The following is a 13442-nucleotide window of genomic DNA, read 5'->3' as shown; positions in this document are numbered from 1 at the left end:
AACCCACGCTCCAGTTCCAACCACCAACCCTCTCAGGCCAGTAGCCAAACGCCACCAACGTATCCCTTCCTAGCCTATTCACAATCCTCAAAGAACAAAACGACGGGACTTCCATCCCGCCGAGCATCAGGCCGTCGTCACATTCAGTCAGTGCCGCCGTCGATGTGACTGATCTATTACACCCGAACTGGGGCGTCAACCCCTCTGCGCACACCAAATGCGATACCACGCAATAAATTTCGCAACACCCTGATTTAATTGAGTTTGAGGGACGAAACCGGTGAGCGCAGTCAGCGCGGAAAGGTCTGCGCAGGTCTCGACAGGGTCGGCCGCAGGGCGGGGCGCGTCCTCGATCAGGGCCTTTCGCCCTAGTTCCGTCTCAAGAAGCCGTACGAGATCGAGCACGAGTTCGGCCCGATGATTGCCGATGTTGAAAACCCGGTGCTCGCCGGCAATCGCTGGTGGATGGTCGATCACCCCCATCACCCCGTCGACGATATCGTCGATGTAGGTGAAGTCGCGTTTCAGGGTTCCGCCGTCGTAAAGCGTGATGGGCCGGCCGCCCATGATCGCTTCGGCGAACCCGAAATAGGCCATGTCCGGGCGCCCCCACGGTCCGTAAACCGTAAAGAACCGTAGTCCGGTCTGGCGCAGGCCATAGAGATGGGCATAGGCGGCGCTCATCATTTCGTCGGCCCGCTTGGTTGCCGCATAGAGCGATTGCGGGCGGTCCGCCCTCGCCGTCTCGGCGTAGGGCAGCGGAGTTCCGGCGCCATAGACCGACGAAGAGCTCGCGTAGACGAGATGCCGCAGGCCAGGGCTGTGCCGGGCAAGTTCGAGCACCGACAGATGCCCCGTCATGTTTGCCACGGCATAGGCGAACGGATTGTCGATCGAGTAGCGAACCCCCGCCTGTGCCGCGAGGTGGACGATCACGTCCCACCCCTCCCCGGCCGCCCGCAATGCGGCGTGATCCGCGATATCGGCCCGGTGAAACCGGAACCTCTCATGCGCGGCGAGCCGCGCCAGACGGGCGCGTTTCAGCCGGATGTCGTAATACGGATTGACATCATCCACCCCAACCACCTGCGCACCGCGCGCGAGCAGGGCCTCGGCGACATGATAACCGATGAACCCGGCCGCGCCGGTGAGCAGGATCTTCACCCGTGGCGCTCCGTCAGCCGGTCTTCCAGCAGTTCGAGGATGATGTGACCGAGGGTAATGTGACACTCCTGGATCCGCGCGGTGGTGCTATCCGGCACGACGAGCGCGTGGTCGCAGAGCGCCAGTGCCGGCCCACCATCGCCCCCGAGCAGCCCGATCGTGACAATCCCCATGCCGCGCGCCACTTCCAGCGCCCGCAGCACAGAGGGCGACCGCCCGGATGTCGTGATCCCGAACAGCACATCGCCGGTGCGACCGAGGCCGGAAAGCGGCCGCGCGAACACCTCGTCGAACCCGAAATCGTTTCCTGCTGCGGTGAGCGCGGCAGGATCGAGCGTCAGCGCCAGGGCCGGCCAGGACTCGCGGGCGACGCTGCCCCGCAAGCGGATCAGCAGTTCCGTCGCGAGATGCTGGGAATCCGCCGCCGACCCGCCATTGCCGCAGAACATCAGCTTGTTGCCGGCACGAATTGCAGCCTCACAAACCCCGACGACATCGATAACCGGCTGGGGTGACGCCGCCAGCGCCAGCTTCAGCTCCGCGCCGCGCCGCAGCAATGCGGCGATATGCGATGCCTCGTCGTGCTTACTGGGCAACCCAGCCCCCGTCGATGGACAGCGCTGCGCCGGTGATCGTCGATGCGCCATCGGAGCAGAGGAACACGACGAATGCGCCGATCTTCGCCGGGGTGGTGAATTCCAGCATCGGCTGCTTCTCGGCCAGCAGGGTTTTGGACTCGTCCTGCACGGTGGTGTGGTTCGAAGCGGCGCGGGCCTCGATCTGCGCCTCGACCAGCGGCGTCAGCACCCAGCCCGGACAGATGGCGTTCACGGTGATCCCGTCATTCGCGCACTCGATCGCGACCGTCTTGGTGGCGCCGACGACGCCGTGCTTCGCGGCGACATAGGCAATCTTCTGCCCGCTTGCCACCAGCCCGTGCGCGGAGGCGATGTTCACGATCCGCCCCCAGCCCCGGCGGCGCATCGGCGGCACGGCGGCTTTCATCCCGTGGAACACGGCGGAGAGATTGAGCGCGATCACCGCGTCCCATTTCTCGTCGGGGAAATCCTCCACCGGTGCGACGTGCTGGATCCCGGCATTGTTCACCAGAATGTCGATCGAACCAAGATCAGCCTCGGTCCGCTCGACCAGCCGGCGGATCTCCGCAGCCTTTGTCAGGTCGGCACCATCGAATGCCACCCGCACGCCGAACTCGTCGGCGAGGGCGGCACGCAGCGCCTCGATCTTCACCGTATCGCCAAACCCGTTGAGCATGATATCGGCACCCTGCGCCGCCAGCGCGCGGGCAATCCCGAGACCGATGCCGCTGGTCGAACCGGTTACCAGCGCAACCTTGCCCCTGAGACTCACGGTCACCCCCTATTTTCAGTGCGATATCGTTCTGCGCCATGGCAGGCGACGCATCAAGAGGACGTCGGAGCAGGGCCCCGATCACGGCAAAGCCAGCGGCCGAGGCCGCTGGCTTCCCGATTCGGTCGCGAGAGCATCCTTATCCGATCGGATGACTCCATCTGATCGGATGGTGCGCCAGGATCAGGGCATCAGCACCCGGTCGATCACCTGGATGACACCGTTCGACTGGTTCACGTCATAGGTCTCGATCTGGGCGACGTTACCCTTCTCGTCGACAACCTCGATATTGTGCGGCCCGTTCATCCGCAGCGTCAGGTCGTGCCCCTTGTCGAGGGTCGGCAGCTTGACCATTCCGCCATGCCCCTGGATATCGGCGCGCAGCGTTGCGAAGGTGAAATCGCCGGGCACGACGTGATAGAGCAGGATCGAGGTGAGCATCGCCTTGTTTTTCGGCTCGAGAAGGGTCGGCACCGTTCCCTTGGGCAGCATGTCGAACGCCTCGTTGGTCGGCGCGAACACGGTGAACGGCCCCTTGCCCTCCAGCGCCTTGACCAGACCGGCGGCCTTCACCGCGGCCACCAGGGTCGTGTTGTCCTTGGAATTCACCGCGTTCTGCACGATGTTCCGGCTCGGATACATCGGCGCGCCCCCGACCATCACGGAATGGTCCATCATGGCGGCCATGGCGGTTCCGCAGGCGGCGACGGCAAGAGCGGCGCCGAGGGCAATATGGCTGAGTTTCATGGTCCGTAGTCTCCTCTGCTCGGTCGCCGGCGGCGACCTCATGCCCCAACTACGCGGCAGAGCGGGAAACGGATGACCCCGTAGGGTTTTCTCATGATCACGAGACCGTGATATCAGGCGGCGACATACCGCGCGGTGCCTCCAGCGCCGCCTTGCGCCGCGACCATCAGCCGATCGGAATGTGCTTTTTCTTGTTGATAATTTGAGCATCTTAATCCGATCAGATGGAGCCATCTGATCGGATGATGCTCTAGCTGCGATAGCTGCCGTTGATGTCGATATAGCCGTGAGTCAGATCGCAGGTCCAAACCCGCGCGCGGCCGCGCCCCATGCCGAGATCGACATCGATGCGGATCTCCGCGCCGCGCATGTGCGCGACGACCGGCGCCTCGTCATATCCCTCGACAACCCTGCCCTCGCGCGCCATCCACACGCCGCCGACGGCCACGGCCAGCCGGTCCCGCTCGGCCGGCTCGCCGGCCTTGCCCACCGCCATGACGATCCGCCCCCAATTCGCGTCCTCGCCGGCGATCGCGGTCTTGACCAGCGGCGAATTCGCGATGGCAAGCCCGACCCGCCGTGCCGACAGGGCGGAAACCGCGCCGGCGACATTGATCTCGATCAGCTTCCGCGCGCCCTCGCCGTCGCGCACCACCATCAGGGCGAGGTCGTGCAGAACCTCATTCAGCGCCTGGCGGAAGGCTGCAAGACCCCGCGCGTCGCTCAGCGGCGCATTGCCGGCGGCGCCGGTTGCGAACAGCAGCACCGTGTCGGAGGTCGAGGTATCCGAATCCACGGTGATCGAATTGAAGCTGGGCCCGACGCCGCGGCCGAGCATCGCCTGCAGCGTCGCCGCCGGCAGGGCGGCGTCGGTGACGATGAAGGCCAGCATCGTCGCCATGTCGGGCGCGATCATGCCGCTGCCCTTGGCGATGCCGGAAATCCGCACCTCAACACCGCCGAGACGCGCCGTCCGCGTTGCTGCCTTCGGAAACGTATCGGTGGTCATGATCGCGCGGGCCGATTCCGCCCAGCGATCCGGCGCAAGACCGGCCGCGAGCGCATCCATGACCGCAACGATCCGCTCGGCCGGCATCGGCTCGCCGATCACCCCGGTCGAGGCCAGGAATACCTCCTCGGCCGGGCAACCGAGCGCGCGCGCCGCCGATTCGGCACTCAGCCGCGCCGCCGCCGCCCCGGCCGCCCCGTTGAACACGTTGGCATTGCCGGCATTGACCACGAGGCCGCGCGCCATCCCACCGGGCAGGATCTCGCGACACCAGCTCACCGGCGCGCCAGGACACTTGTTGCGGGTAAACACACCCGCAACGGTCGTGCCGGGGTCGAAGGAGGCGAGCAGGACATCGTCCCGCCCGCGATAGCGGATGCCGGCGGCGGCAGTGGCAAACCGCACCCCGGCCACTGCCGGAAGGTCCGGCAGGCTCACCGCCAGCGGCGATACCGGCAGATCCTTCGCCACGGCGTCGCGCTCAGTTCTTCGCGGGCGCGGCGCCGCCGTCCTGCGCCGGGGTGCCGTCGGGGTTGAAGAGCTTGATGTTCAGCCCCTTGCGCGCGTCCTGTAGCACCTTGGTCACCGCCGCGTTGGTGATCCGCTGCCGGATCTGGTCCTTCACGTCGTCAAGCGCGGGTACCGGCTTTTCCCGCTGCCCCTCGCTCTCGATCACATGCCAGCCGAACTGCGACTGCACCGGCGTCTTGGTATAGGTACCGGGCTTGAGCGCGAAGGCGGCATCGGCGAAGGGCTTGACCATTTCCTGCTTGGTGAACCAGCCAAGCTCGCCGCCATTCTTGGCACCGGGATCGATGCTGTATTTCTTGGCGAGATCGGCGAACTTCGCCCCCTTGCCCAGTTCGGCGATCACCTTTTCCGCCTCAGCCTGGGTCTTGACGAGGATCTGCCGTGCCTTGACCTCCTCGGGCTGCTTCGCCTTGACGTAATGGGCCTCGTAATAGGCCTTCACCGCGGCGTCGGTCAGTTTCGGCTCGACCAGCGTGCGCAGATAGCCGCGCTCCAGCGCCTGGTCCGCCGCCGCCTTCATCTCCGCCGCCACTTTCGGATCCTTCGCCGTCCCGGCCTTGCGGGCCCGGATCAGCAGGGCGCGCTCATCGACCAGCCGGTTGAGCAGGACCGGGAAAAGCTCCTGTGGCGGCGCGTTCTGCAGTTGCGGCGGCAGGCTCTGCGCCGCCTTGGCGACGTCGGAGAGGTGGATATCGTGACCGTTGACGATCGCGACGACCGTATCCTTCTGCGTCTTGGCGGCAGGCTTGGCCGCGGCGGGCGCGGCCGCGCCGCTGCCCGTGGCGGCGAAAGCCGGGCCGCAAAGCCCGAGCGCCATCACCGCCGTGAGAGCGAAGCCGGCCGAAAACCCTGAAAGAGAACGCTTCATGCTGCTGGTCCCTGATGCAAAACGGCCGCACCATGGCCGAAGCGTCCGGCGCCTGCAAGCGGGCCGGGCCGGGCGGCGCGCAAAATTCCCGATATTGCAACGCGCTTTGGCGCGCGTACTACACCGCGCTTGGCGCGCGTGATTTGACCAGACCGGCGCGCACTCTTATGTCAATGATCCGATCGCAGTCGGGCGCCCGCGCGGATGCGCGCCGCCGGGCTGCCACGCAACCCAGACCAGTCGGGACGGACAGGTTCAGACTCGCGGATAGACCGGAAGCTCGCGTCATCATGTTCTCAAGCATCGCCCGCGCCATCATCGGCACCAGCAACGACCGTGCGCTGAAGGCCTATCGCCGGCGCGTCGCCGAAATCAACGCCCACGAACCCGCCCTCGAAGCCCTCGATGACGCGGCGCTGCAGGGCAAGACGGCGGAATTCCGCTCCCGCCTCGCGGGCGGCGAGCCGCTCGACCGCCTGCTCCCCGAGGCTTTCGCGGTCTGCCGCGAGGCATCGAAGCGCGTGCTCGGCATGCGCCATTTCGATGTCCAGATGATCGGCGGCATGGTGCTGCATGACGGCAAGATCGCCGAAATGAAGACCGGCGAGGGCAAGACGCTGGTGGGCACGCTGCCGGTCTATCTCAACGCCCTCACCGGCAAGGGCGTGCATGTCGTCACCGTCAACGACTATCTCGCCCGGCGCGACGCCGGCTGGATGGGCCGGCTCTACAATTTCCTCGGCCTGTCCGTCGGCGTGATCGTGCCGGGGCTGGAGGACGATGCGCGGCGCGAGGCCTACGCGGCCGACATCACCTACGGGACCAACAACGAGTTCGGCTTCGACTATCTGCGCGACAACATGAAATACGCGCTTGCCGACATGGTCCAGCGCGATTTCAACTACGCGATCGTCGACGAGGTCGACTCGATCCTGATCGACGAGGCCCGCACCCCGCTGATCATCTCCGGCCCTTCCGACGAGCCGACCGAACTCTACAACGAGGTCGACGGCATCGTGAAACGCCTGGTGGAAGACCCGGCGACCTATGACAAGGACGAGAAATTCAAGACGGTGAACCTCACCGAGCTGGGTTCCGAGCGGGTGGAGCAGATGCTCGCCGAGGCCGGGCTGCTCACCGAGGGCAATCTCTACGACGTGTTCAACATCTCGCTGGTGCATCACACCAACCAGTCGCTGCGCGCCCACACACTGTTCACCCGCGACGTCGATTACATCGTCAAGGACGGCCAGGTCATCATCATCGACGAGTTCACCGGCCGCATGATGGAAGGAAGGCGCTATTCCGACGGGCTGCACCAGGCGCTGGAAGCGAAGGAACACGTCACCGTCGAGCGCGAGAACCAGACCCTGGCCTCGATCACCTTCCAGAACTATTTCCGCCTCTATCCGAAGCTGTCCGGCATGACCGGCACCGCCATGACCGAGGCCGACGAGTTCGACGAGATCTACAAGCTCGCGGTCGTCGAGATCCCGACCAACGTGCCGGTCGCCCGCAAGGACAGCGACGACGAGGTCTACCGCTCGGCCGACGAGAAATACGAGGCCGTCGCAGCACTGATCGAGGAATGCCGCCAGCGCCAGCAGCCGGTGCTGGTGGGCACCACCTCGATCGAGAAATCCGAGATCATCTCCGGCCTGCTCAACAGCCGGAAAATCCCCCATGCCGTGCTCAATGCCCGGTTCCATGAGCAGGAGGCGGCGATCGTCGCCGATGCCGGCGCGCCGGGAGCGGTCACGATCGCGACCAACATGGCCGGCCGCGGCACCGACATCAAGCTCGGCGGCAATCTCGAAATGCGCCTGAAGACCGAGCTCGAGACGCTGCCCGAAGCCGACCGCCCCGCGCGCGAGGCCGCGATCCGCGCCGAGATCGAGGCCGCGCACGACATCGTCCATGCCTCAGGCGGCCTGTTCGTGATCGGCACCGAGCGGCATGAGAGCCGCCGGGTCGACAACCAGCTGCGCGGCCGCTCCGGCCGCCAGGGCGACCCCGGTGCCTCGCGCTTCTTCCTCTCGCTCGAAGACGACCTGATGCGGATCTTCGGCTCCGACCGGATGGGCCCGATGCTGGAGAAGCTCGGCCTGAAGGAAGGCGAGGCGATCATCCATCCCTGGATCAACAAGGCGCTGGAAAAGGCCCAGAAAAAGGTCGAGGCGCGGAACTTCGACACCCGCAAGAACCTGCTCAAATACGACGACGTGATGAACAACCAGCGCAAGGAGGTCTATGCCCAGCGCCGCGAGTTCATGCGCGCCGAAAGCGTCGCCGATGTGATCGGCGAGATGCGCGCCGACACGATCGCGCAGATGGTTGAGCGCCGCATCCCCGAGAAGGCCTATGCCGAGCAGTGGGAAAGTGCCGAACTCGCCGAGGATGTGCAGCGCGTGTTCGGGCTCGACCTGCCGGTCGCCGACTGGGCGGCCGAAGAAGGGATCGACGAGAGCCATCTGCGCGAGCGCATCAGCGACGCCATCGAGGCGCACATGGCCGCCAAGGCCGCGAATTTCGGCCCCGACTTCATGCGCTTCCTCGAGAAATCGATCCTGCTGCAAACGCTCGATCATCTCTGGAAGGAGCATCTCCTCGCCCTCGACCATCTCCGCCAGGGCATCGGCCTGCGCGCCTACGGCCAGCGCGACCCGCTCAACGAATACAAGGCCGAGGCCTTCGCCCTGTTCACCGCGATGCTCGAGGATCTGAAGGAACAGGTCTCCTCCGTGCTTGCCCATGTCGAACTCGGGACCGACCCGGCAACCGCGGCTGCCCCCGCCTTCGATCCGGCGTCGATGCTCACCAGCCATCCGGCGAGCCAGCCTTATGACGGCGTCGCCCTCGCCGAGCCGCAGCCCGCCCTGGCGCCGGAAATGGCGGTCAGCACCTATCGCGCCGAATCGGTCGATCCCGACCGGCCGGAAACCTGGGCCGCGACGCCGCGCAACGCGGCCTGCCCCTGCGGTTCGGGCAAGAAATACAAATACTGCCACGGCAAGGTAAGCTGAGGCCATGCGCGGCGGGCTTGCCCTCGCCGCCTGTGCTCTCGCGCTGATCGCCTCCGGCGCCGGCAGCGCCCACGCCGCCACGCAGCGCCCGACCGTGTTCGTCGCCCCGTTCGACCTGTTCGACACCGCGGCCGACCAGCGCCCCGCCATCGTCGCCGACCAGCAGCGCTGGCTACGCCACGCCGCTGCGCGCATCCGGGCGGATCTCGATCGCGCGGGCCGGGCGAAAGCCGTCGGCACCGGCGAAACCCTCGCCCGCATGAAGCGGATCGACGCCGACTACGACCATCCCTCGACCTGCACCTCCTGCCTCGTTGCCGCAGCCAGGCAGGCCGGAGCCGGCTTCCTGTTCGTCGGCACGCTGCACCGGGTCAGCGATCTGATCGTCTACATGAAGGCCTATCTGCTGGATGTGCGGTCAGGCCGGGAGCTGATGGCCAGAACCTTCGAGGTCAAGTCGGACGACCAACTGATGCTCGACCGCGCGGCGGACCGTATGGCGGCAGCCCTCGAAACCCGTCTCAAACACTGATCGCCCCGCCAGGCAATCCGTCAGGACGATGCCTCGCCATCGCGGCACAGCCGATCGGTCAACGCGACAAGCTCTGCGCGCAGGGCCTCGAATTGCCCGGCATCGAGACCGGCGCGGCAACGCACGGTGTTCTGGATCGCCGCAAGCCGCGGCGCGACGGCCTCGGCCTTCGGGGTCAGCCGCACGATGACGACGCGTTCGTCGTCCCGGCTGCGCTCGCGGGAGACGAAACCGGCCTCGGCAAGGCGCTTGAGCAGCGGCGTCACGGTGGCCGCATCGAGCTTCAGCGCCTCGGCAACGCCGTTCACCGTCGATTCATGCCGCTCGAAGAGCACCAGCAGCACGATATATTGCGGATAGGTCAGGCCCAGCTCGGCCAGCAACGGCCGATACACCCGGGTGATCGCGTGCGTGGCGGCATAGAGCGCGAAGCAGAGCTGCTCATCGAGGCGCAAATTGCCAAACTCGTCGCGCGCTGCGGTCATGCTCTCTTGTTCCGATATACCGCCATCCGCCGTCAAGGCCGGAGATGGCCGCGCGGCGAGGTGACAAGAAAAGCCGGCTGCCACAAACGCCAACCGCCCCGGACGGAACCGGGGCGGCGCGCAATGTGGAAAAGGCGGATCAGCGCTTCGAGAACTGGAAGCTCCGGCGGGCCTTCGCCTTGCCGTATTTCTTGCGCTCGACGGTGCGCGGGTCGCGGGTGAGGAACCCGGCGGCCTTGAGAATGCCGCGCAGATCCGGCTCGTAATAGGTGAGCGCGCGGGAGATGCCGTGCCGCACGGCGCCGGCCTGGCCCGAAAGCCCGCCGCCGGTGACGGTCGCCATCACGTCGAACTGGTTGTAGCGGTCAGCGACGAGGAAGGGCTGGGTAATCAGCATCCGCAGCACCGGGCGCGCGAAATACTGCGCCGCCTTGCGGCCATTGATCACGATCTCGCCCTTGCCCGGCTTGATCCACACGCGGGCAACCGCATCCTTGCGGCGGCCGGTGGCGTAGGAACGGCCGAGCGCGTCGCGCTTGGGCTCGCGCTTCGGCGCATCGGCCTCGGCGGCAACCCCGGTTGTCGGGGTGATGATGGTCTTCAGATCGGCGAGCGTACCGGTTCCGGACATGTTCACGCCCTCGCGTTACGGTTGAGGTTCTTGCGGTTCAGCGCCGCGACGTCGAGCACCTTGGGCTGCTGGCCATGATGCGGGTGCGACGGACCGACATAGACATGCAGGTTCTTCATCTGCTGGCGCTGCAGCGGACCGCGGGTAATCATCCGCTCAACCGCCTTCTCGATGACGCTCTCCGGGTTCTTCCCGTCGAGGCGCTGGCGGATCGTCCGCCCCTTGATCCCGCCGGGGTAGCCGGTGTGGTAGTAGAAGGTGGAATCGTCCATCTTCTTGCCCGTCACCGTCACCTTGTCGGCGTTGACGACGATGATGTGGTCGCCGCAATCGACATGCGGGGTGAATTGCGGCTTGTGCTTGCCGCGCAGGCGGTTGGCGATCAGGGCGGCGAGCCGGCCGAGCACCAGCCCGTCGGCGTCGATCAGCACCCAATCCTTCTGCACGTCCGCCGGTTTCAGCGAAACGGTGGTCTTCATGACGGGAGTCCTCGTGACATCATCCTTGCGATGACGGGCCTATGCGCGAATTCCGCCGCGTCGTCAAGCAGATAGGCCTGCGGTAACCGGTTACCGTAACGCCGCCGCGGTCGCTTGGAGCGCCGCGCGCACCGGCGTCGGCGCCGAAAACCCGAGGGAATCCCGGGCCAGCGAGACATCGGCACGGAACGACCCGGCGAAGCTGCGCCACAATTCCCCGTGCCCGGCCATGCGCGTCGCAGCCCCCAGCCATGAGGGTGGCACCGGCAGCAGCACGACCTTGCGGCCCAGCCCGCCGGCCAGCGCGCGGATCAGCGCCGGCGTCGAAACCGGCTCGGGATGCGCGCCGATCACGCAATCCGGCGGATCATCGGCCGCCACCGCCCGCGCGATCAGCGCCGCCAGATCATCAACCGCGATGAAGCTGCGGGCATTGGCGATGGCGCCGAAGGGCAACGGCATGCCGCGGCGGATCAGCCGGACCAGCCGCGGAATGTTGCCGGCGCAGCCCGGCCCGACCACCGCGCAGGGCCTGACGATCACCAGCCGGGTTGCGCTGCCGGCAACCGTCGCGCGCACCGCCGCCTCGCCCTCGAGCTTGCTCGCGGCATAGGCATCGTCGGGGCGGGGCGGGCTCGCCTCGCTGAACGTCCCGTCACGCTGCTTGCCGAATACTGCCGCCGAGGAGACGAGAACCAGCCGCCGCACCCCGCGCGCCACAGCCTCCTCGGCCACCCGCCGCGCCGCCGTCACGTTCGCCGCCGCCAGCGCCGCCGGATCGACCCCGTTGCGATGAGCGAGCCCGGCGGCATGCACCACGGCATCCACGCCGCGCAACGCCGCCGCGAGGGCGGGCGCCGGCGCGGCCAGATCGCCCGCATCCACCGCCCGCGCAGCGCCGGGCACCTCGCGCGCACGCCGCAGCGCAACGACGACCTCCGCCCCGGAGGCGGCGAGCCGCGCGGTCACCGCCCGGCCGACAAACCCCGCAGCGCCGCTGACCAGAACCGTCCGTCCGCTCACCCGTACCCTGCCAGCCAGGCCGCCATCAGCCGCGCTTCGGCGCCTTGGCCCGGAGTGCGGCGATCTCGCCCTGCAACCGCTCGACCTCGGCGCGCAACGCGTCGATCTCCTCGCCGCCCGCGGGCTCGTCGGCAGCCGGCGGCGCCGCCTCGCCGGGCGGCGCGAAGGGCGAGAACAGGCTCATCGCCCGCTCCATCATCGCCATGTTCTGCCGGCCGATCTCTTCCATGCCCGGCGGCATGAAATTGCCCATGGTCTGCTGCACCGCCGCGCGCATCTGCGATTGCTGGCGGCTTAACTGGCTCATCGCCTGTTCGAGGAAGCGCGGCACCACGCCCTGCATGTTGTTGCCGTAAAGCCCGATGAGCTGGCGGAGAAAATTGGTCGGCAGCATGGCCTGCCCGACCTTGCTCTCTTCCTCGACGATGATCTGGGTCAGCACCGCGCGGGTGATGTCCTCGCCGGATTTCGCGTCGAACACCTCGAAGTCTCGCCCCTCGCGGACCATCTCCGACAGGGTCTCGAGCGTGATGTAGGTCGAGCTTTCTGTATTGTACAAGCGCCGGTTGGCGTATTTCTTGATGACGATCGGCTTGGTGCCGTCCGGCGTTTGAGCCATTGTCTTCGCCCTTTCCCCTCGTCGCAAAGCGTGGAACGCGGTCGCCGTTGGTTCGGCTGTTTGCACCGCACCACCATGACAGAGACGCCCCGCGAAAGCCAGCGCCGCCTCAGGCCAGGTCGAGCAGCACCCGCAGGCCGACCATGCCGAGCATCGCGGCGATGGCGTAGCGCAGCAGGCGCTCGGGCGCGCGCCTGACCAGCAGGCTGCCGATGGCAACGCCGGGCAGCGAGCCGGCGAGCAGGGCGCCGAGCATCGGCACGTCGATCCCGTGCAGCCAGAGCCGGCCGAATCCGGCCACCATCGTCAGCAGCACCGCATGCGCGATGTCCGAGCCGACCACTTCGGCCAGCGACAGTTCCGGATAAAGGTATATCAGCACCACCGTGCCGAGCGCGCCCGCCCCCACGGAGGACAGCGTGACCGTGACGCCGAGCCCGAAGCCGAGCGCGATCGTGATCCAGGCGGGCGGCGCCCGCCGCACCCCGCCGCCGCGCCGCGCGATCCACGGCTTCGCCGCCAGCGAGGCGGCCGCGAGCAGCAGCATCGCGCCAAGCAGCCCGAGGCTCAGCCGGTTGGCCGCAGCACCGTGAACGCCGATTTGCCCGAGCAGCAGGATCGCCGCGATTGCCCCCGGCACGCTGCCGGCGCCCAGCCGCCAGACGAGGCGCCACGCCACCGTCCGGTTCGCGCCATGCACCGCGGTGCCGAACGCCTTGGTACAGGCAGCGAAGAGCAGGTCGGTGCCGATCGCGGTGGTGGCTTGGATGCCGAACACCAGCACCAGGATCGGCGTCATCACCGAGCCGCCGCCCACCCCGGTGAGCCCGATCAGCAGGCCGACGCAAAACCCGGTTGCGATGAAAGCCGGCGGCATGATCATCTCCCATCCGGGGGCTACTGGCGGAAAGCCCGCCTTTCGCGCTAGGACAGCACTAACGCAGCGTGGTTGCCAGGATG

Annotated in this window: 14 protein-coding genes; 2 read left to right on the top strand and 12 right to left on the bottom strand. The window is 67.0% G+C overall.

The genetic code is table 11. The annotated features are described in order from the left end of the window. Window positions 1-195: 195 nt before the first annotated feature. The 6 genes from B7Z76_RS09665 to B7Z76_RS09640 form a co-directional block, all read right to left on the bottom strand. Window positions 196-1164, bottom strand: coding sequence for an NAD-dependent epimerase/dehydratase family protein (locus tag B7Z76_RS09665; RefSeq protein WP_291343624.1), 969 nt, complete (start codon window positions 1162-1164; stop codon window positions 196-198). Further along, on the bottom strand, window positions 1161-1760 hold the full coding sequence (locus B7Z76_RS09660; RefSeq protein ID WP_291343623.1) for an SIS domain-containing protein: 600 nt from the start codon (window positions 1758-1760) through the stop codon (window positions 1161-1163). The genes B7Z76_RS09665 and B7Z76_RS09660 overlap by 4 nt, the downstream gene beginning before the upstream one ends. Beyond that, entirely contained in the window at window positions 1750-2535 is a 786-nt protein-coding gene (locus B7Z76_RS09655) for a 3-hydroxybutyrate dehydrogenase (RefSeq protein WP_174503298.1), read from the bottom strand. The genes B7Z76_RS09660 and B7Z76_RS09655 overlap by 11 nt, the downstream gene beginning before the upstream one ends. 183 nt (window positions 2536-2718) lie before the next feature. Continuing rightward, window positions 2719-3282, bottom strand: coding sequence for a fasciclin domain-containing protein (locus B7Z76_RS09650; RefSeq protein WP_174503299.1), 564 nt, complete (start codon window positions 3280-3282; stop codon window positions 2719-2721). Between the two features lie 250 nt (window positions 3283-3532). Beyond that, window positions 3533-4762 carry a bifunctional glutamate N-acetyltransferase/amino-acid acetyltransferase ArgJ gene (argJ, locus tag B7Z76_RS09645; RefSeq protein WP_291343621.1) on the bottom strand — a complete coding sequence of 410 codons (1230 nt, stop codon included), beginning with the start codon at window positions 4760-4762 and terminating at the stop codon, window positions 3533-3535. Window positions 4763-4772: 10 nt separating this feature from the next. Continuing rightward, window positions 4773-5690: a peptidylprolyl isomerase gene (locus B7Z76_RS09640; RefSeq protein ID WP_174503301.1), complete on the bottom strand. Its 918-nt coding sequence runs from the start codon at window positions 5688-5690 to the stop codon at window positions 4773-4775. Window positions 5691-5980: 290 nt separating this feature from the next. On the opposite strand from B7Z76_RS09640, the gene secA reads away from it, so the two are divergent. Both secA and B7Z76_RS09630 read left to right on the top strand, forming a co-directional pair. Next, on the top strand, window positions 5981-8713 hold the full coding sequence (gene secA, locus B7Z76_RS09635; RefSeq protein WP_291343620.1) for a preprotein translocase subunit SecA: 2733 nt from the start codon (window positions 5981-5983) through the stop codon (window positions 8711-8713). Window positions 8714-8717: 4 nt separating this feature from the next. Further along, window positions 8718-9245, top strand: coding sequence for a DUF2380 domain-containing protein (locus tag B7Z76_RS09630; RefSeq protein ID WP_291343619.1), 528 nt, complete (start codon window positions 8718-8720; stop codon window positions 9243-9245). 20 nt (window positions 9246-9265) lie between these two features. Here the strand turns inward: B7Z76_RS09630 and B7Z76_RS09625 are convergent, their stop codons facing one another. The 6 genes from B7Z76_RS09625 to B7Z76_RS09600 all read right to left on the bottom strand — a co-directional run bounded on the left by B7Z76_RS09625 (window position 9266) and on the right by B7Z76_RS09600 (window position 13359). Then, window positions 9266-9730 carry a MarR family winged helix-turn-helix transcriptional regulator gene (locus B7Z76_RS09625; protein WP_291343618.1) on the bottom strand — a complete coding sequence of 155 codons (465 nt, stop codon included), beginning with the start codon at window positions 9728-9730 and terminating at the stop codon, window positions 9266-9268. 139 nt (window positions 9731-9869) lie between these two features. After that, window positions 9870-10361, bottom strand: coding sequence for a 30S ribosomal protein S9 (gene rpsI / locus B7Z76_RS09620; protein ID WP_174503304.1), 492 nt, complete (start codon window positions 10359-10361; stop codon window positions 9870-9872). A 2-nt stretch (window positions 10362-10363) separates the two neighbouring features. Further along, entirely contained in the window at window positions 10364-10840 is a 477-nt protein-coding gene (rplM, locus tag B7Z76_RS09615) for a 50S ribosomal protein L13 (RefSeq protein ID WP_174503305.1), read from the bottom strand. 90 nt (window positions 10841-10930) lie between these two features. Next, window positions 10931-11863, bottom strand: coding sequence for an NAD-dependent epimerase/dehydratase family protein (locus B7Z76_RS09610; protein WP_291343617.1), 933 nt, complete (start codon window positions 11861-11863; stop codon window positions 10931-10933). A gap of 25 nt (window positions 11864-11888) precedes the next feature. Then, the gene (gene phaR, locus B7Z76_RS09605) at window positions 11889-12482 is read right to left on the bottom strand and encodes a polyhydroxyalkanoate synthesis repressor PhaR (RefSeq protein ID WP_291343616.1); all 594 of its coding nucleotides are present in this window, start codon (window positions 12480-12482) and stop codon (window positions 11889-11891) included. Window positions 12483-12591: 109 nt separating this feature from the next. Then, window positions 12592-13359 carry a sulfite exporter TauE/SafE family protein gene (locus B7Z76_RS09600; protein WP_174503308.1) on the bottom strand — a complete coding sequence of 256 codons (768 nt, stop codon included), beginning with the start codon at window positions 13357-13359 and terminating at the stop codon, window positions 12592-12594. Window positions 13360-13442: the final 83 nt, after the last annotated feature.

Source organism: Acidiphilium sp. 20-67-58, assembly GCF_002255515.1.
Lineage (GTDB): Bacteria > Pseudomonadota > Alphaproteobacteria > Acetobacterales > Acetobacteraceae > Acidiphilium.
This window is presented reverse-complemented; position numbering and strand designations above follow the sequence as displayed.